The sequence below is a fragment of the Bacillus sp. SDLI1 genome, assembly GCF_001553895.1.
Taxonomy (GTDB): Bacteria; Bacillota; Bacilli; order Bacillales; family Bacillaceae; genus Bacillus; species Bacillus siamensis.
Genome location: NZ_CP013950.1, coordinates 996051 through 1013461 on the forward strand (window position 1 = coordinate 996051; position 17411 = coordinate 1013461).

A 17411-nucleotide genomic window follows, 5' to 3' on the forward strand; every position below is an offset into this window, starting at 1 on the left:
ACGATACTTTTCGTATCATCAAGACCTTTTTGATACTTTTTTTATCATCTCTTTATTTTGATACATTTTGTATCTATAATGATAAGTAACTTAGGGTGTTGAAAAAAGAGAGGTCGTTCGGATGATAGGCGGAAGATTGAAAAGTCTCAGAGGAAAAAAAACGCAGGAAGAAGTCGCAAATCATATCGGTGTCTCGCGCGCCAGATATTCTCATTATGAAAACGGCCGATCTGAACCCGATTATGAAACGCTGCAAAAGCTTGCGGATTATTTCAAAGTGTCGACGGATTATTTGTTAACCGGAAAAGAACCTTCAGATGAAGACATGTTTGCCGATCCCGACCTGCAGATCGCATATCGGGACATGCAGGACTTTTCACCGGAAAGCAAACAGCAGGCCATTGAATTCATTAATTATTTAAAAGAAAAAGAGAAAAACCGCAAGCCGAAACATAAATAATTCGCTCTTTTCTTTAAAATGCTTAACGTTCAGCCGATATAATATCTGAATGTTTATTTTTGAAAGAAAAGGGAATTGATTCAAAGTCCGATCAGGGCTTTTCTTTCTCGCTTAAAAAAGAACATATGTTCGAAAGGGTGTATTCAATTGGGCGATTTTTTAACACATCTTGAGGAATACGTCAAAAACTTATATTGCCGCATGGGAATGACCGCCCCCCTCCATATTGATATGCAAACGATTGCCAAGGAGCTTGACATTTGGATTCATTTTGAAGATACGCACAGCATGATGCTGAAGCGGGACGGCATGTACAGCATCGTCCTGAACCAAAGAAAGTCACCCGAGGAACAATGGGAGGATTTTGCACACGAACTGTGCCATGTGCTGAAGCATACCGGGAACCACTTTTACATGAACAAGCTGTTCAGGGAACTGCAGGAATTCCAGGCCAACCATTTTATGTACCACTTCTGTGTACCGACCTTTATGCTGTTAAACATGGAGCTTCCCCAGCGGAGGAACCACGCCGTCATTTTAATCGCAGCCGCTTTCCGGGTGACGGCGTCATTTGCGGAAAAAAGGCTTGAGCTGTTTGAACGGCGTAAAGCAGGTATTCAATTTCAGAAGCGGCTCACTTGTCTGCTATCCGACAAGCGGCCGAATGTGTATTACGAAGGCAGGCAGACACACTTGCATGCCGCTGAAGAACAATCGCCGTATTTTATTGAAAATTAGCGATTCTCTGCCGGCTTAAAACGCAGCCGGCAGAATGTCATCATGTTGACATCGGAGGAAAGGTTCTTGCATCATGAAGCTGTTCTCACCGTGCTGCCAGCCAAGCACTTCTTGCTCCCCACAGACCCTGTGAACCCTGTTCATTTATCATAAAAACCGAGTTTGACGGCATCTACATACCGAAAAAACAGATCCGTTGGCGTGTATTCTTCTCCCCGGCAGCCAAAATTGCTGAACAGCGCATTTCTCTGTGCCGTGCTTACTTCCAATTGCAGCCCCATTTTCCTTTTTGTCCGATTCACAATATTCCCGGGGTTTACACCTGCCAGCCGGTCGTTCATGTCCGTCAGCTCGGCGCTAAAACCCACTTCACGCAGCAGATCACAAATCAGTCTGGCTTTTTCCAGATCCGCGCCCCCGACGAGTGTATTTGCCGTTTCCCGATCATGGTACCCATGAAAAGCCAATGCATAATGATGAGCGGTCACTTTTTCTAAAGCCAGCGGTTCATCAAAGCGTGTGCTTGTCAAGTGGAGGGAGCGGTTGCCGCACTGCTTTGTGCCTTCAAATAAGTAAATTGAGCTTTCGTCAGAAAATGCCCGCACCAGTTCACTGACACCGGGCTCAATTCTGCCGCCGTGGGGTGCGAGGACGATACGTTCACTTCCATCATTTTCTTCATAGATAATTCTGTATTCCGATTCAGCAGCACAAAGAGCTGCGAAGCTGTCATATCGATCTTTCATGTTTAACATGCTCTCCTTTTTCAGTCAGCACCAGTTTACTCTACTCATCTAGGAATGAAAACCTTTTTATCGTATGATTTGAAAGAATACGTATCAGGAGGGATATGTCATGGGGTTTATCAATGGATTGCTGGGTAATGCGTCGACAATATCGACGGCTGAAGCAAAAGAAGAACTGGCCCGTATTCTGCTGGAAGGTGAGAATGTCAACGCCGCGTTTAAACTCGTCCGCGATATCATTGTCTTTACGGATAAGCGTCTTATTCTTGTTGATAAACAGGGACTTACGGGTAAGAAAACAGAGATTCAATCCATTCCGTACAAAAGCATTTCCATATTCAGCGTAGAAACCGCCGGCCGCTTTGACTTAGATTCAGAGCTGAAAATTTGGATTTCCAGCGCGGAAATTCCCGCTGTCTCAAAGCAGTTTAAAAAAGATGAAAGCATTTATGATATTCAAAAGGCTCTTGCCGCAGTTTGTATGTAAAAAAAACGGAAGCCCGGGGAGCTTCCGTTTTATTGATTACAGCTTTTCCTCGATTTTTGCCTTCGTTTTCGGGCCGTAAATTCCGTCTGCCGTTAATCCGCTGACGGATTGAAAACGTTTTACGGCATTTGCCGTTTTCGGGCCGTAAACGCCGTCAGCCCCGTGATGTTTTGCGCCTTTATCAGGATAAAAATAAAGGGCGGATAAAGCGCTTTGCACTTGTTTCACGTTTGTCCCTTTCGTCAGCGGGTTTGTCACTTTAATCACTCCGGACGGGAGCGGATAGGAAGACGCAGCCTGACTTTTCGAGGAAGATCCCGTCTGAGACAGCTTGATCACCTGCCCGACTGTAATGAGATTCGGGTCGGTGATATGGTTTAAACTTTGCAGCGATTTTACACTGACACCGTGTGTTGCGGCAATCTCCGACAAGGTGTCGCCTTTTTTCACATGGTATTCAGATACCGAAGAAGAAACGGCGGCCTTTTTCGCCGGCATACTGCCGTTTAATTTCTTTTCAATTTTCGCCTTCACTTCATCCCAGCGGCCTTCAGACAAAATGCGGTGCGGGCAGTACTTTCCGTTCCAGTCCTGGTGCTTTCTGATTCTGTCAATCCCCCATCCCCGCTCCTTCAGAAGCTGAGCGGCAAACTCAATCGCCAGTTCTTCTGCGGCTCTGTACCGTTCGCCGCCTGACTTGCTGTAACAGATTTCGATAGCAATCGACTTCCGGTTTCCGGTGCCGTTTGTGCCGTCTCCCGAATGCCAGGCATTCCGATCCAGCGGAATGCCCTGAATCACTTCTTTGTCATCGACTGCAAAATGATAACTCGTTGATTCGCTGTTCCCCGTCATATAGCTGATTTCATTGGCGGCGGATGCGTCGTTTGCCGTGTTATGGATGGTAATATACTCCGGCGTCATTGGGTTCGGACATTTTAACGCATATTTATCAGCCGATACGAGCCGTTTTTTCACTTCAATCCCCACTCTTCATCTCTCCTTATGCCTTTTTCATAAATAGGTGGCATTCGTAGGACAGACGCCTTGAGTATATAGACCCCCGCAATCGGATAAAAGTGGAATGTTTGCGCTTAGGCAAAAAAAAGACCCTTCCTAAGAAGGGTCTTTACTTATGTTTGGTTGCGCGCGGCAATATGAAATGTGCCGTCCGCTTGGTTTTCCAAATGGCTTTCATGGCCGATTCCCTGTGTAAAGCTGAACCCGACAGCAACAAGCAGCAATCCTGACAACAGTTTAGATTTCATATAGACAATCTCCTCTCTGGATTTGTTTTTGGGCGTGCACCATTTTTTCATAAAACGTGAGCGCTTTTTCAGGCTGTCCGTGCTCCATGTAAAATTTAGCTGCGTCATGCGCCAATTCTTCAACATACGGATACAGCATGTGCTCCTCCAGAAACTCAAAGGTGTGCCTGACGCATGCGTTATCCATCTTGCCGTATAACGCATGTAAAAATTGAAACAGCTTGACAAACAATTCATCATTGTATTCGCGGGCGATACTAAGCCCGAGGCGGTATTGCTTCTCTGCTTCGGCAGTGGTGTTCTGTTTATAAAGGACCTGTGTTAATGAGTAAATAGAATGCGGAAGATTATCGAACTTTTCTGACTTGCAAATGGAAACGGATGTCTCAAAATATTCGGCTGCTTTAGAGAGGTCTCCCATTTTTTCATAGCAGTTTCCGAGATTATATAAGGCTGAACTAATAAGACGGGGATTGCCTTCTTGTTTCGCAAGATCTAAAGCAAGTTCTAAGTGGGGCAATGCTCTTTCTGGATACTGCATGTCATCATAATTCCCTGCAATAACGAATTCACATTGGATTCTGCGGACGTTGTACGTCTCATACGATTGGTACGTTTCAAGGGCTTGTACGGCATAACTCATGGAGACGTAGGTTTGTTTCAGGTTGTAAAATATCTCGGCCATTTTAAAAGCAAACTCAGCTTTCTCGATGTCATCAGAAACGAGTGCAAGGTTTTTTTCAGCCCGTTTGTAATACATCATGGCGTTTAGGAACATCTTCTGTTTAAATTCATACATTCCTCGAAAAAAATTAAAATAGTAATCAAGCAGTCCTGTCAGCTTATACTGGCTGCCTTCAATGTCTTCCAATAATTCTGAAAACTCAGGCTGAGAAGGGTCCTCCTTTAAGGGCTTAATGTAATCCAGCATGACGCGGTGTCTGAATTCCATTAATGAATAATACAGCAGCAGATCCTGATCTTCTTCCATATCCTCGATCTCTCTCTCTACTTCACGTTTGACGCGCTCCGCCTCAAGGACGTGAAACTGCCGGATATGGGTATACCATTCATTAATTTTGAGCCCGACAAAAGAGGACGGAATAGTCTGCTTCATCCTCAATTAATCCCCCCTTTTGGAATGACCGAGATATGTCATATTTTATCATATTTGCTAGAAAAAGAAGAACGCAAAAAGACCGCAATTGTCGAATTTCGGAAATCCGCAACGATTTATCTTCATCAAGAGCTTATTGCTTGTTTCTTCCGTGCCGTTGATATAGCATATCCTTGCATCATTTTAATTCTTGATCAAATGGGGGTTTTCACATGACAGCACAAAATCAATTGGTCAGCCACTTTCTGTCACATCGAAACGTGACGATTGAGCTGGCGGAAAAAATCAGCCGCGAACATTACGATTACAAGCCGGCAGAGACATCAATGTCCGCTCAGGAACTTGTAAAACACATCGTTTATTCTTTTCTCATGTTTGCAAACGTCATTAAGGACGGAGACGGATCAGCCATCCAGAACAAGCCGAAAGAAGAAGCGGAAACAGACCTCGTCAAACTGGCGGAAGCATGTACTGAAAAAACGACAGACATCCTGTCACAGCTGACTGAAGAGCAGCTGAACCGCGAAATTGACCTGACTGCCTCTTTCGGCAGAAAAATTACCGGCTCCGCTCTCCTTCAGCTTGCCATGGAACATGAAATTCATCATAAAGGCAATCTTTTCGTGTATGTAAGAGAAATGGGCCACACGGAACTTCCGTTTTATCAGCAAAAATCATAATCCGGCCATCCGCCGGTCTGCGAAATAACAGCAGGCCGGCGGATTTTTTTGTTCTGTATAAAATTTTCCGAAAATTTAATTGATAATCGCCCCTTAATCATATATAATCTGATAAAAATAGTAGGATTATTCAGGAGGCACACAGATGACTGTAAGCATTGTGTTTATGGGGTTCATTGTCGGAACGCTGGTCGGATTGACGGGTGTGGGAGGAGCGGCGCTTTTGACTCCTTTACTGATCGTTTTGGGAATCAACCCGTCAATTGCCGTCGGCACGGACCTTTTATATAACTCTATCACCAAACTGTTCGGTGTCGTTTCTCATTGGAAGCAGCGCACCGTTCATTTTAAACTTGTCGGCTACTTGGCGCTCGGAAGTATTCCCAGCGCAACAGCCGCCATCGGCATTCTTCACCTGTTTCCCGCTTTTCACCAGCATCAGGAGCAGATTATCAAACAGGCGCTCGGCTACGTGCTGACTCTTGTCGCCATTTCCATTATCGCCCGCCTTTTTTTCGATAAAAAACTGCGGCCGAACCGCTGGCAGCAAAAAACGCTTGAAGAAAAACGGACACTTATGATACTGATCGGCGTCATTTTCGGTTTCATCGTCGGCTTGACATCTATCGGGTCCGGCTCATTATTCGCGATCGCTATGCTGTACCTGTTCAGAATGAAAACTGCAGAAGTGGTGGGAACAGATATCGCACATGCCTTTCTGCTCGTAACGGCCGCAGGTCTGTTAAACGCAAGCTTCGGCAGCGTCGATTATCTGCTCGTATTGAATCTTCTGCTCGGCTCCGTACCGGGTGTGCTCCTCGGCAGCTTCTTTTCGCCGAAATTTTCTCCGCGCCCGCTGCAGTTTGTGATGGCGGCGATTATTTTGATCAGCGGAATAAAATTAATATAAAAAAAGCGTCCTTTACAGGAACGCTTTTTTATTTGGAAAATACCCCCAACGAGGCACCTCTATTATTACCTTACACTTATTAAAATATAAACAGCAAACGTAACAATGTATACCAGAAATGATCCAGCCATAAATTTCACGGGTTTTCTTGAGACGTTTAATACTCCTCTTAATCCGTCATTCAAAATCATTCCGAAAAATGTCACCAGTGTAACTCCTAAAGCGAGCATTGAAATCAAAAAAAATAACCTGCTCCATGTCAAATTATCCTCCATTTACATTCTATTTTTTCAAATATGCCGATTAGTCTGGGAAAAAGATAAGACGATTGCGACCGGACATTTTCATTACCAGAAATGAAACGTTACGAGGTTCATAGCAGCAGAAAAAAATGTCTCTATTAAAAAACCATTCCGTATTGATTGCTCTTTAAAGTGTCATTCCATGATTATAACTTAATCAAGTATGCAGTAACATTTTTCTTCTGCCTGCATTTTCGGGACTTCCCATTTTCACAATCCAATTCAAAAACAAAAAAGCAACCCTTTCACGGATCGCCTTTTCCCTTATAACGTCACACCGGACTTAAAAATCGATCTGCCGGACTGATAAAGTCCGCAAGAAATTGCCTTCACCGAACTGAAGGAATTTTTCAGGATATTGAATGCAGCTGCCGCAAGCTGTCCGCTTCCTGCTGCATTTATGCACACGTTAACATTTTTCCGTACAAAAAACCCGGATATTCAGACGGGCGGTTTATGTGAGTTTTTTGATTGAATCTCTTATCATCACCTCAGTGTTTTCATATATTTTTTCCGCCGCCGTATTCGGATCAGCGATAAGCGCCAGAATCTTCTCGGCGCCGAGGATACTGATTTTTTCAACCGGGCGTTTTACGGTCGAAAGCCTCGGCGTCATGTACTGTGAAATGCCGATGTCATCAAACCCAATGACGGATATATCTTCGGGAACGTTCAGACCTTTGGCGAAAATGGCGTTCATCGCTCCGATCGCCATATCATCATTTGAACAAAAAACAGCGGTAGGCGGTGATTGAAGCGCCAAGAGTTTTTCCATCGCCTGACTGCCGCTCTCCATATCGTAGCGGCCTTTTACACTGTATTCTTGCTTAATCGGAATAGAATGATCAATTAAAGATGACAAATATCCTTCTTTCCGCTGAGAAGTTGACCTGAATCCTTCTTTTCCCTCAATGATCGCGATATCTCTGTGTCCGTTTGCGATCAGGCAGTCGACCGCCTGTCTGGCGCCTTCTTTATCGTTTGACAGGATATTCGTGATGTTCCGGTCATCAATGTCCCGGTTCAGCACAACGAGCGGGATGTTTTTCTCACGGATATGATAAATAAAGGAATTATCACTGTCGCTTTGGCTCATTAAGATGATTCCGTCATATCTCATGGGCGTAATGGTTTCAAAGCTTTTCAAGTCGTCAATCGCGCGGACGAACAAATTGTATTCCTCACTGATTGTGCGGTTTACTCCTCTGATGGTATCGGAAAAAAAGCTGTGTGAAGTTCCGTTTGTGATGCTTGTAAAAAACAGTCCGATCGTATGGGACTTTTGCATGGCAAGGCTTTTTGCATTTACATTCGGTGTGTAATTCAGCTGTGAAGCGAGCTTTAATATCTTCTGTTTTGTATGCTCTTTAATGTAGGGGCTGCCGTTCAGTGCCCGGGATACCGTTGTGTGGGATACGTTGGCGAGTTTTGCGATATCTTTTATGGTTACCATCTGTTTTCCTTTCTCCCTGTATACTGTCATTTATTTCTATTGTACCATTAACGGACAGTCCATAAAATCACTAAAGTTGAGGTTTTGCATGATGTAAGTCCTGAACGGGCTCGGCATGCTGCCTGTCTGTCAGCTTATCCATCATACCGATAACAGCATGGCGCACAGCAAAAGGAGCCTAAAACGTGTCTTTCGTCTGAGATGTATTCGGGATATAGCCGGTATTGATCAGCCTGATGCCTGAAAGAAACACTGATGACGAAAGACAGAAATTCAGCGCATCAGCCGCGGCGCTGACTGTGCACGTTAACATTTAGATAAAAAAACACTGCCGAGAAAATCAGCAGTGTCATTTGAAGGATTAGTAAGCCAGGCTGAATAATCCTTTGATATGTGTTAAATAACGTACGTTACTTGCTTCTTTCATTAAAGATGCCGGAAGACCTTTCAGCGGAGTAGAGTTCGCTCCGATGATGGCAACCGCGTCTTTACGTCCGAGACTTGCAAGCGTACCAGAGTTTACAGGCTTGAATGTTTCAAGCGTTTTTCCTTCTAAGTAAGCGAACAGGTTGTAACCGACAAGTTCACCCATCTGCCATGCGATTTGCGCTGTAGGCGGGTATGGACGGCCGTCCGGCGCAAAGTATACTGCGCTGTCTCCGACAACAAATACATCTTCGTGAGAAGTAGATTGTAAGAAATCATTAACAGTCGCGCGGCCGCGGTTCACTTCAAGACCTGATTCGCCGACTAACGGGTTGCCTTGTACGCCGCCTGTCCATACAAATGTGTTGGCAACGACTTTTGAACCGTCTTTCAGATCAATGACGTTTCCTTCCACGTTTGTAACAGGAAGACCTGTCAAGAACTCTACGCCGCGTTTTTCAAGACTTTTTGTCGCGCGTTCGATAAGATCATCAGGAAGAACAGGAAGAATTTTCGGACCTGCTTCAACTAGTTTCAGTTTGATTTCTTTATGGTCTACACCGTATTTTTTCGTAAGGTTCGGCATGATGTCAGCAAGCTCACCGACAAGCTCAACGCCTGTTAAGCCGCCGCCGCCGATAAGAATTGTTGCATCAGCTTCGTTTTTCGTTTTAGAGTATTCACGCACACGGTCTTCCACGTGTTTGTATACTTTGTTGGCATCCGCAGCAGATTTGAGCACCATGCTGTTTTCTTCGAGTCCAGGAATGCCGAAATAAGCCGTAACTGAACCAAGTCCGACAACAAGCGCGTCATAAGACAGCTTAGAACCGTCAGAAAGGGCGACTTCTTTTTTATCAACTGAGAAAGAATTGACTTCTGCGATTTTAATGTCAACGTCTTTTCCTTTAAGAAGTTTTTCAAGCGGCATAGCAACAGCCTGTTCAGACACGTTGCCGGCTGCAAGGCGGTGCAGTTCCGTAATAATTTGGTGAGTCGGGTATTTGTTCACAACGGTTACGCGTGCTTCATCTTTACTGTAATGTTTGCGAACGGTTAAAGCAGAAAGAACTCCGCCGTAACCAGCGCCTAAAATGACAATATGTTTTGACATCGTATATCCTCCGTCCTTTATATCAATTTGAATCTGAGATTATTTTTGTTTTTCGTTCATGATTTCAAGATAGCTGTTAGCAAAACGGAACAGCTTTTGCGCTTGAGGATCTTTCAGCATGCGCAGCAGGCCGAAAAGTCCGATCGTGTCATTGCTTGCATCCGCGCGGTCTTTTGCTTCGATCGCAGTAGCCGCAATATCTTTCGCTGTTTCTTTCACAGGCTCAAGAATTTCTGTAAGCGCACCCACTGTATCGCTCTTCAATACTTCGTCTGTCGCTACAGACTGTGCAAAATCATAAGACTTCGTTAAAATATTTACTAACTCAGTCAGTTTTGGTAGCTGATCCACTAAAACAGTCAGTGATTCTTGAACTTCAGGTTTTAGCAGCTGATCAATAAGATCGCGTTGGCCTTGGCTGACAGATGCATTTGTTTGATCGATTGTTTCTGGCATATCCGATTCTCCTTTACTATAAGCAGTGTGCTGATTTTTTTGGAAAGGGTAGCCTTTCCCCTTTCATGCAGAAAAGCATGAAAAAGCAAGATTGTGAATCCGTGCACAATCAGTTACAAAAATAAATGTTTACTACCCAGTTTTTCACTTTGCCATATTCAGTATTATTTTTATATCAACAAAAACAATTGAATAAGTCAAAATTTCTTTTTCCTCTCTGAAAATAGCAAACATAAAAAACCCCAATTTGAATTACTCTTATATAATAACACTTTTTGAACAAAATTTGAACGTGAATTGTTTCGTTTATGAAATTATTTATATGGCGGGGGTGTCATAACGTTTCTTTTAGGCTATTTTTTTACAGACCATCCGCTTTTCCCCTGTCATTTCTCCCACATTTTTATAAGCGGGCCCGTTTTTCCCGTAAAGGGATCATATTCCGGGAGCGGGACACGGCTGATTTCTTCTGAAGTTCTATCATTTTTCTCCGTTTTTGTATCGTACTGCCGGCCGCCCGGGTAAGCCCCGATCACGGTAAAATCAGAACTGGCCGACAGTTTTTTATGTCCGGTGCCGGCCGGAATGACCGCTGCGTCTCCAGTTTGAAGAACGGCGTCTGCGCCTTGTTCCCCGCCGAACCTCAAAACCGCGTTTCCTTTTACCGCGACGAGAACTTCGTGGGTGGTGCTGTGAAAATGGTGATACGGAAATACTCCGCCCCTCCAGCTGTTCGACCAATCGTGCCGGCGGAGGACGGACTCCGCTTTTTGTACCGTTTCTTCATTAAATACCGCTTTATAAATGACAAGCGGGAGATTCGGGTTATTCGGAATGCGGCCGTCATCTTCAAAATAAAGAACTTCAATATCCTCTTTCTGCATTGTGTTCACCTCCGTATATGTCTGTTTCCCATTCATCAGTTGTTAAAACGCTATTTTCACATATTCCATTGCGAAGCCTGCCGGTGAATAGTATAGTATAAAAAAATATGTGTCAAAATGAGGGATTTCATGAAAGCCATCATATTCGGAATATTGGCATCTCTGTTTTTTGCAGTCACATTTATTTTAAACAGGGCGATGGAGCTTTCCGGCGGAAACTGGATGTGGAGCTCTTCACTGCGTTTTCTTTTTATGGTTCCGTTTTTATTTTTGATCGTTTATGCGAAAGGAAAATGGGTGCCGCTCTGGCATGAAATCCGGAAAAAACCGTTTTTTTGGCTGAAGTGGAGCTTTACCGGCTTCGTGCTTTTTTATGCTCCGATTACCTTTGCGGCGGCATACGGGCCGGGCTGGCTGATCGCCGGCACGTGGCAGGTTACAATTGTCGCGGGTGTGCTCCTGTCGCCGTTTTTCTATGAAACAAAAGATTCACCGGCGGGCCCGGTTCCCGTCAGACAAAAGATCCCGCTGATTTCGCTGGTTACTTCTGTCATCATCCTGATCGGAGCAGGCCTGATTCAGCTTCAGCATGCGGGCTCTCTGTCCGGGCGCACGATACTATTCAGTGTTGTGCCGGTCGTCATCGCCGCATTTGCCTATCCGCTCGGCAATCGAAAAATGCTGGAGCAATACGGCGGTAAACTCGACACGTTTCAGCGCGTGCTCGGCATGACGCTCGCAAGCCTTCCGTTTTGGCTTCTGATCGCCGCTTTCGGCTGGCACAGAGACGGGCTTCCGTCAATGGGACAGACATTTCAATCTTTTATCGTCGCGCTCAGTTCGGGCGTTATCGCGACAGTGTTATTTTTCCGCGCCACCGATATGGTGAGGAATGAGCCGCAGAAGCTCGCTGCTGTTGAAGCGACGCAATCCGGAGAGGTTCTGTTTGCGCTGATCGGCGAGATCATCTTTTTATCCGCAGCGTTTCCGTCACTTCTTTCGTTTGCCGGACTGTTCATTATTATTGCGGGAATGGTCATGCATACATTCGCTTCCCGGCAGGCAGACCCGAAAACGGGGGAACAAACGGCAGCCGATCTCACCGGTTCCTGATTTTTTTACGAAAGGTGTCATCCTGTATGAAAGAAGAAATTCCGGCAATATCTTTTCTGTCGGCCGGCAAACGCTATAAACAAAACAATACGTCCTTTGATGTCCTCAACCAGGTAACCGGACATATCCAAAAAGGCTCTATTACGGCGTTGATAGGGCCGTCCGGCGCGGGGAAAAGCACGCTGCTGTCACTGTGCAATCTGATGAATACACCTGATGAAGGCGAAGTGCTTGTATTCGGAAGAGAAATAAGGCGCTGGGACATCAGAGAGCTCAGAAAAACCGCGGGCCTTGCATTCCAGTCAGCTCCCGTCATCGACGGCACGGTGCGGGACAACCTTCTGCTCGCAGAAAAACTTCACGGCGTGCAGCACTATACGCCTGAAGAACTCGCAGACTTCACTGATCTTCCGCACGGGCTTCTGGATCAGAATGCAAAAGAATTATCCGGCGGACAGCGGCAGAAGCTCTCGTTGGCGAGAACCCTCGCCAGCCTGCCGTCTATCCTGCTTCTCGATGAAATTACATCGGCTCTGGACCCCACATCTGTTCTCATCATCGAAAAGCTGATTACAAAGCTCCATCGGCAAAAACAGCTGACGATCCTGTGGATCACTCATAACCTTGAACAAGCGGAACGGATATCCGATACGGTGTGGTTTATGGCCGAGGGCAGGCTTTTAGAGATCGCGGAAACGAAAACGTTCTTTAAAGAACCGAAACACGAAAAGGCCCGGGCGCTTTTACAAGGGAGCGGGTGCTGATATGGATTATCTCTCTCTGTTATTTACAAGTGTATTTGTCATTATCGCTTTATTTCTGTCTAAATCTTTTAAAGCCGGCGTAGAAAAAGATATGATCATCGCAACCGTCAGGGCCGTCATTCAGCTGCTCATCATCGGCTATGTGCTGTCGCTGATTTTCCACGGTGATCACCCGGTGTTTATCCTACTCATGGTGCTTCTTATGCTCACGGCCGCTTCGCATAATGTCGCCAAACGGAAAAAAATGCGGATCGGTTCATTTTGGCGCGTTTTTCTGACACTGGCTATTGTGGAAATCGTGACACAGGGAATTTTACTGGCTCTTCATATCATTCCGTTCACTTCAAGATATGTCATTCCGATAAGCGGCATGGTCATCGGAAATTCCATGGTGCTTTCAAGCCTGTTTTTAAACCGGCTCAGTTCGGAAGCGGATCTGCGGAAGGAAGAAATTCAGCTGATTCTCTCTCTCGGCGGAACGCCTAAGCAGGCAGTCCGCCATATATTGACGTCCAGTATGAAACTCAGTATGATACCGACACTGGAAAGCCAGAAAACATTAGGTCTCGTTCAGCTTCCCGGCATGATGACGGGGCAGATTTTAGCGGGGGCTGATCCGATACAGGCGGTGCGCTTTCAGCTGTTGATCGTATTTACAACGATGGCCTCCGCTCTTCTTACATGTATCATACTCAGCGCCTTAACGTATCCATCCCTTTTCACGGAACACTGGCAATTAAAAAAATTCAGCAGGGAAGCTTAGGCTTTTCCCTGCTGAATGATTGTTTATGACAAGGTCAGAGATTCATAGTAACGGGATAATTCAATAATCATCGCTCCCATCCGCTCAATGTCCGGAGCAAGGACCCTCTCCACCCCTTCATCCTTGATCGCTTCAGCCGTCACTTTGCCGACTGCGGCGGCAAGAACATGGTTTTCGAAAGCTTGCTGCAGTTCTTTAGCGGACCCTTTTTCTTTTGCATAATCAAAGAGAGAACGCACTTGAATGGCTGTCGTAAAACATACGGCGTCAACCTCGCCGTTTAACAGCTCTCCCAGCAGTTTATCAACCGTCTCCCTTTCAGGCGGAATATGCTGATAAGGCAGAACAGGGAATACCTCCGCTCCGTTTTTCTCGAAGAATTCTGTTAAAACGGGCGCTTTTTCGCCATGAAGCTGTATCATGACTTTTTTGTCTTTAAAGTCAAACCGTTCCAAGGACCGGATCAGCCCTCTTGTTGTACCGTCTTCATCAGAGGCATGCGGCGTGATGCCGAGCTTTTTTAAGGCCGCATACGTTTTATAGCCTCTGCAGCCGATTTTCGCTTCGTGTACGGCCGCTAGAAATTCTTCTTTCAGACCTATTTTTTCTGATACGGACAATAACGTTTCTGTCCCGATGCCTGTGGTGAATATGACCCAGTCGGCTTTTTGCTCAGCAAATGTTCTTACGTCAGGTTCTATCTGATCCTCCGCCAAGTATACGGTTCCTTGGAGGGAACGGGTGACTGCCGTTCCGCCCTGCTTTTCTATTAATCTTGTGATCTCTTCTGTTTTCCGCGAACCGCCGATGGCAATCCGTTTACCTTTCAATCCTTTTCCCATCGCTGTTTTTTCTTCCCTTCAGATGCCGGGCGCCCCATGGCAGGCCGTCATTTATTTCTATTATTGTTACGCAATCAGCCGGGAAAATCAAGCTATGCTCCGTTGAATCCCCCGTGCAGTTGCTGTATCATTAACCGGGCAGAATGATTTGATTCGCGGAGGGACTTTCAATCATGGAAACAAAAAAAGAGTTCGAAACAAAAGGTTACGATACTTCGGTCATTTATGAGTTCAATGAATATCCTGATGTTCACAGCGGCCGATGTGATAATTGCGACTATACGCTGTTTAAAAGCTCAGTGAAGGGCGGAAAATTTTTGCGGGAATGCCGGAGATGCGGCATGAAGAAAAATATATAACAAAACAGGCAGCCGTCCGGCGCTGCCTGTTTTTTCAATCAATTTTCGACGGACGCCTCTTTCAGAAATTCTTCAATGGCACAAACAGCCTGTTTGGCGCCGCCGGTTTCTTCTATTTTCTGCTGCATGCTTTTCACACGGCTGAGGATGTTTTTATCACCGTAAACTTTCTGAACCTCTTTTTGGAGACGCGCCGCAGTGACTTCCTTCGGCGGCAGATGCACGCCGAGCCCCAATTCATCCACGCGCTTTGCAGTGACCTCTTGTTCGTGCATTTGCGGAACGACAACGAGCGGAACACCCGCATTCATCGCCTCCATTGTACTATTCATCCCGCCGTGAGATACGAACAGCTTTGCTTTCTTTAGTACATCAAGCTGCGGAACATGCTGGCGGATGATAAAGTGATCGGGCACATCCGAAAAACTGTCCGGATCAATTGTTGTGCCGACTGACATAATAACCCGCCATTCTGAGTCCCGAAACGCATCGATACACATTTGGTAAAATTCAGGCCAAGCGTTAAACGCAGTTCCCAGTGAGATGAGCATAAGCGGACGTTCATCAGCCGCATCAATTTCCAAACTTCCCGTATTTGTGCGTTTCCCAAGGGACGGACCGGCAAAACAAAACCGTTCATCAAAGGTTTCCTGTTTCGGCTGAAAGGCTCTTGGCATAAAGACGATATTCAGTTTTTCAGGCATGAAAAACTCTTCCATCGTCATCCGTTTCAGTTGTTCATTTTCAATTTTCTCCTGATATTCTTCTATCGCCTGTTTGGCGGCTTCCATCGTTTCTTCGTCTCTTCCTAATTGAAAATACTCATTCATTGCATAGCTTGGGCAGAACTTTACGGCCCGGATGCCGCCATTATCCGCAAATAACTTTCCGGCAAGCGCTAAAAAATCAAACAGGACGATGTCGGGAAGGTCGTCTTTGTACAGCTCTTCCAGCTGCGGAAGCACTTCAACCGCTTCTTCCAGAAACATCACAAACGCGTCATTTTTATTGACCCGTTCTTTTATCGTCTTCGGATCCGCCTTAATGCTTGTGCGGTATAAAAGAGGAACGGCACCCGTTTTGGCAACGGCAGCCTCGAATTCCTCAGTCGTAGCGAATGTCACTCTGTGCCCGCGATTGACAAGCTCTTCGGCTACGGGCAGCGTGGGATTGACATGGCCGTGAGCGCCCACATTAATAATGGCGATGTGTGTTTGTCTCATCTTTGTTCCCCTCCCTTATTTTCGTTTATCTCCGCTTCTAAAGACTCCAGCCCGTACATGACACTTTTTCGGATCGGCTCAATCCGGACGGGCTCCAGGTGTGGAAAGGACTTTACAATTCCTTTCAGTGCGGCTTCCGCTTCAAGTCTGGCAAGCGGAGCTCCTAAGCAGAAGTGTACACCGAACCCGAAGGAGAGGTGCGGATTTGACCGGCGATGAATATCAAATACGTCAGCCTGCTCAAATTTATTTTCATCACGGTTGGCAGATGCAATATAGCAAAGAACGATATCCCCGGCTTTCAGACGGCGGCCGCACAATTCAGTATCATGCCGGACCGTCCTTCTGACAAATGGAGCGGGAGCGCGAAAACGCAGTGTTTCCTCCACCGTTTGCGCGATGAGAGAAGGGTCCTGCCTCAATTCTTCATAAAGGCCTGGCGTCTCTAATATACTGTAAACCGCATTTGAAATGAGATTAGTCGTTGTTTCATTTCCCGCTACTAAAAGCAAATTGCAAAACGGAATCAGGTCTTCTGCCGAGAGCTTCTCCCCCTCTTCTTCCTCTTTGATCAAAATAGAAATAATGTCTCGGCTGGGCTGTTTTCGTTTGCTTTCTATTATTTCCGCAAAAAATGCCGCCAGCTCCGCCTCACATTGGTCACGTTCCTGCTGATTTTTCTCTGCCGCTTCAGGACTCGCGTCTTTCGGCATGCTGACGAGAATGTCCGACCATTTTTTAAACTGCTCCATGTTTTCGGACGGGACGCCTAATAATTCTGAAATCACCGTGACCGGCAAAGGATAGGAAAGATCTTTCACGATATCAATCCGCCCTTTGTTCTTTGCCTGTTTCAGCAGATTCTCTGTAATGTCTTCAATTCTCGGCTCCCATTCCTTCAGTACGCGCGGAGTGAAAGCGCGATTGACGGCCGATCTGATTTGGGTATGCTTCGGCGGGTCCATATTCAGCATGGACTTTGCAATCGAGCTTTTCACATCTGGCATAAGGCTTGAGAAAGTCTCTTTATCACTGATGACCCTTTTGACATCATCATATAAAAACACACTCCATACCTTAGTTTCTTCATCAAATTGAATGGGGCTTTCCCGTCTCATTTTTTCGTACCAAGGAAAAGGGTTGTATACGTCCAGGCCGTTTTTTCCTTTCATCAGGGTTCTTTGGATGGCTTGTCTCGGGCTCCTCAGCTTACTCATGTTTTATCACTCCTGATTGTTTCATATTTGAACAGTTGACCTACTTTGAATTTTATCCTAGCACATATTTTCAATTTTTTTCTATTCAT

Annotated in this window: 20 protein-coding genes; 9 read left to right on the forward strand and 11 right to left on the reverse strand. The window is 45.7% G+C overall.

The window, feature by feature from the left end; translation table 11 throughout:
• Positions 1-121 precede the first annotated feature (121 nt).
• Positions 122-460, forward strand: a complete 339-nt coding sequence (gene xre / locus AUL54_RS04375; protein WP_060963019.1) for an HTH-type transcriptional regulator Xre — start codon at positions 122-124, stop codon at positions 458-460.
• Positions 461-607: 147 nt separating this feature from the next.
• Complete coding sequence (locus tag AUL54_RS04380; RefSeq protein WP_060963020.1) at positions 608-1198, forward strand: ImmA/IrrE family metallo-endopeptidase; 591 nt, start codon at positions 608-610, stop codon at positions 1196-1198.
• Between the two features lie 140 nt (positions 1199-1338).
• Here the strand turns inward: AUL54_RS04380 and AUL54_RS04385 are convergent, their stop codons facing one another.
• Positions 1339-1944, reverse strand: a complete 606-nt coding sequence (locus AUL54_RS04385; RefSeq protein WP_060963021.1) for a poly-gamma-glutamate hydrolase family protein — start codon at positions 1942-1944, stop codon at positions 1339-1341.
• 109 nt (positions 1945-2053) lie between these two features.
• Here AUL54_RS04385 and AUL54_RS04390 point away from each other — a divergent pair, with 109 nt between their 5' ends.
• Positions 2054-2431 carry a PH domain-containing protein gene (locus tag AUL54_RS04390; RefSeq protein ID WP_060963022.1) on the forward strand — a complete coding sequence of 126 codons (378 nt, stop codon included), beginning with the start codon at positions 2054-2056 and terminating at the stop codon, positions 2429-2431.
• A gap of 36 nt (positions 2432-2467) precedes the next feature.
• On the opposite strand, the gene AUL54_RS04395 is transcribed toward AUL54_RS04390, so the two are convergent.
• The 3 genes from AUL54_RS04395 to AUL54_RS04400 form a co-directional block, all read right to left on the reverse strand.
• Complete coding sequence (locus AUL54_RS04395; protein ID WP_060963023.1) at positions 2468-3421, reverse strand: N-acetylmuramoyl-L-alanine amidase; 954 nt, start codon at positions 3419-3421, stop codon at positions 2468-2470.
• Positions 3422-3564: 143 nt separating this feature from the next.
• Positions 3565-3699 carry a PhrA family phosphatase inhibitor gene (locus AUL54_RS21085; protein ID WP_016936467.1) on the reverse strand — a complete coding sequence of 45 codons (135 nt, stop codon included), beginning with the start codon at positions 3697-3699 and terminating at the stop codon, positions 3565-3567.
• A complete protein-coding gene (locus tag AUL54_RS04400) occupies positions 3689-4822 on the reverse strand; it encodes a Rap family tetratricopeptide repeat protein (RefSeq protein WP_095240872.1) in 1134 nt (377 codons plus the stop codon). The genes AUL54_RS21085 and AUL54_RS04400 overlap by 11 nt, the downstream gene beginning before the upstream one ends.
• A 206-nt stretch (positions 4823-5028) precedes the next feature.
• Between AUL54_RS04400 and AUL54_RS04405 the strand changes: the two genes are divergently transcribed.
• Together AUL54_RS04405 and AUL54_RS04410 are read left to right on the forward strand one after the other, a co-directional pair.
• Entirely contained in the window at positions 5029-5496 is a 468-nt protein-coding gene (locus AUL54_RS04405; RefSeq protein WP_016936470.1) for a DinB family protein, read from the forward strand.
• 145 nt (positions 5497-5641) lie between these two features.
• Positions 5642-6406, forward strand: coding sequence for a sulfite exporter TauE/SafE family protein (locus AUL54_RS04410; protein WP_047475431.1), 765 nt, complete (start codon positions 5642-5644; stop codon positions 6404-6406).
• Between the two features lie 756 nt (positions 6407-7162).
• On the opposite strand, the gene AUL54_RS04420 is transcribed toward AUL54_RS04410, so the two are convergent.
• The 4 genes from AUL54_RS04420 to AUL54_RS04435 all read right to left on the reverse strand — a co-directional run bounded on the left by AUL54_RS04420 (position 7163) and on the right by AUL54_RS04435 (position 11041).
• Entirely contained in the window at positions 7163-8161 is a 999-nt protein-coding gene (locus AUL54_RS04420; RefSeq protein ID WP_060963025.1) for a LacI family DNA-binding transcriptional regulator, read from the reverse strand.
• Positions 8162-8522: 361 nt separating this feature from the next.
• Entirely contained in the window at positions 8523-9701 is a 1179-nt protein-coding gene (locus tag AUL54_RS04425) for an NAD(P)/FAD-dependent oxidoreductase (RefSeq protein WP_060963026.1), read from the reverse strand.
• Positions 9702-9740: 39 nt separating this feature from the next.
• Positions 9741-10157, reverse strand: a complete 417-nt coding sequence (locus AUL54_RS04430; protein ID WP_016936474.1) for a helical membrane plugin domain-containing protein — start codon at positions 10155-10157, stop codon at positions 9741-9743.
• 386 nt (positions 10158-10543) lie between these two features.
• Positions 10544-11041: a cupin domain-containing protein gene (locus tag AUL54_RS04435; protein WP_060963027.1), complete on the reverse strand. Its 498-nt coding sequence runs from the start codon at positions 11039-11041 to the stop codon at positions 10544-10546.
• Between the two features lie 129 nt (positions 11042-11170).
• Between AUL54_RS04435 and AUL54_RS04440 the strand changes: the two genes are divergently transcribed.
• From AUL54_RS04440 to AUL54_RS04450, 3 genes are read left to right on the forward strand one after another with little or no spacing between them, the layout of a single operon-like run.
• A complete protein-coding gene (locus AUL54_RS04440) occupies positions 11171-12154 on the forward strand; it encodes a DMT family transporter (protein WP_060963028.1) in 984 nt (327 codons plus the stop codon).
• A 26-nt stretch (positions 12155-12180) separates the two neighbouring features.
• Positions 12181-12918, forward strand: a complete 738-nt coding sequence (locus tag AUL54_RS04445; protein ID WP_060963029.1) for an ABC transporter ATP-binding protein — start codon at positions 12181-12183, stop codon at positions 12916-12918.
• A 1-nt stretch (position 12919) separates the two neighbouring features.
• Positions 12920-13681, forward strand: coding sequence for an ABC transporter permease (locus tag AUL54_RS04450; RefSeq protein ID WP_049628300.1), 762 nt, complete (start codon positions 12920-12922; stop codon positions 13679-13681).
• 23 nt (positions 13682-13704) lie between these two features.
• Here AUL54_RS04450 and AUL54_RS04455 read toward each other — a convergent pair whose 3' ends face one another.
• Positions 13705-14523 (reverse strand): uroporphyrinogen-III synthase, encoded by an 819-nt coding sequence (locus tag AUL54_RS04455; RefSeq protein WP_060963030.1) that lies wholly within the window; start codon positions 14521-14523, stop codon positions 13705-13707.
• Between the two features lie 173 nt (positions 14524-14696).
• Between AUL54_RS04455 and AUL54_RS04460 the strand changes: the two genes are divergently transcribed.
• The gene (locus AUL54_RS04460) at positions 14697-14882 is read left to right on the forward strand and encodes a DUF8096 family protein (RefSeq protein ID WP_003154919.1); all 186 of its coding nucleotides are present in this window, start codon (positions 14697-14699) and stop codon (positions 14880-14882) included.
• A 38-nt stretch (positions 14883-14920) separates the two neighbouring features.
• On the opposite strand, the gene AUL54_RS04465 is transcribed toward AUL54_RS04460, so the two are convergent.
• Together AUL54_RS04465 and AUL54_RS04470 are read right to left on the reverse strand one after the other, a co-directional pair.
• A complete protein-coding gene (locus AUL54_RS04465; protein ID WP_060963031.1) occupies positions 14921-16105 on the reverse strand; it encodes a macrolide family glycosyltransferase in 1185 nt (394 codons plus the stop codon).
• The gene (locus AUL54_RS04470; protein ID WP_060963032.1) at positions 16102-17322 is read right to left on the reverse strand and encodes a cytochrome P450; all 1221 of its coding nucleotides are present in this window, start codon (positions 17320-17322) and stop codon (positions 16102-16104) included. The genes AUL54_RS04465 and AUL54_RS04470 overlap by 4 nt, the downstream gene beginning before the upstream one ends.
• Between the last annotated feature and the right edge of the window lie 89 nt (positions 17323-17411).

What these genes read in the sequence shown, in the direction of transcription:
- xre (WP_060963019.1), top strand. Translation starts at nt 122, where the DNA reads ATGATAGGCGGAAGATTGAAAAGTCTCAGAGGAAAAAAAACGCAGGAA.
- AUL54_RS04385 (WP_060963021.1), bottom strand. Translation starts at nt 1,944, where the DNA reads ATGAAAGATCGATATGACAGCTTCGCAGCTCTTTGTGCTGCTGAATCG.
- AUL54_RS04390 (WP_060963022.1), top strand. Translation starts at nt 2,054, where the DNA reads ATGGGGTTTATCAATGGATTGCTGGGTAATGCGTCGACAATATCGACG.
- AUL54_RS21085 (WP_016936467.1), bottom strand. Translation starts at nt 3,699, where the DNA reads ATGAAATCTAAACTGTTGTCAGGATTGCTGCTTGTTGCTGTCGGGTTC.
- AUL54_RS04405 (WP_016936470.1), top strand. Translation starts at nt 5,029, where the DNA reads ATGACAGCACAAAATCAATTGGTCAGCCACTTTCTGTCACATCGAAAC.
- AUL54_RS04410 (WP_047475431.1), top strand. Translation starts at nt 5,642, where the DNA reads ATGACTGTAAGCATTGTGTTTATGGGGTTCATTGTCGGAACGCTGGTC.
- AUL54_RS04420 (WP_060963025.1), bottom strand. Translation starts at nt 8,161, where the DNA reads ATGGTAACCATAAAAGATATCGCAAAACTCGCCAACGTATCCCACACA.
- AUL54_RS04425 (WP_060963026.1), bottom strand. Translation starts at nt 9,701, where the DNA reads ATGTCAAAACATATTGTCATTTTAGGCGCTGGTTACGGCGGAGTTCTT.
- AUL54_RS04430 (WP_016936474.1), bottom strand. Translation starts at nt 10,157, where the DNA reads ATGCCAGAAACAATCGATCAAACAAATGCATCTGTCAGCCAAGGCCAA.
- AUL54_RS04435 (WP_060963027.1), bottom strand. Translation starts at nt 11,041, where the DNA reads ATGCAGAAAGAGGATATTGAAGTTCTTTATTTTGAAGATGACGGCCGC.
- AUL54_RS04440 (WP_060963028.1), top strand. Translation starts at nt 11,171, where the DNA reads ATGAAAGCCATCATATTCGGAATATTGGCATCTCTGTTTTTTGCAGTC.
- AUL54_RS04445 (WP_060963029.1), top strand. Translation starts at nt 12,181, where the DNA reads ATGAAAGAAGAAATTCCGGCAATATCTTTTCTGTCGGCCGGCAAACGC.
- AUL54_RS04450 (WP_049628300.1), top strand. Translation starts at nt 12,920, where the DNA reads ATGGATTATCTCTCTCTGTTATTTACAAGTGTATTTGTCATTATCGCT.
- AUL54_RS04455 (WP_060963030.1), bottom strand. Translation starts at nt 14,523, where the DNA reads ATGGGAAAAGGATTGAAAGGTAAACGGATTGCCATCGGCGGTTCGCGG.
- AUL54_RS04460 (WP_003154919.1), top strand. Translation starts at nt 14,697, where the DNA reads ATGGAAACAAAAAAAGAGTTCGAAACAAAAGGTTACGATACTTCGGTC.
- AUL54_RS04465 (WP_060963031.1), bottom strand. Translation starts at nt 16,105, where the DNA reads ATGAGACAAACACACATCGCCATTATTAATGTGGGCGCTCACGGCCAT.
- AUL54_RS04470 (WP_060963032.1), bottom strand. Translation starts at nt 17,322, where the DNA reads ATGAGTAAGCTGAGGAGCCCGAGACAAGCCATCCAAAGAACCCTGATG.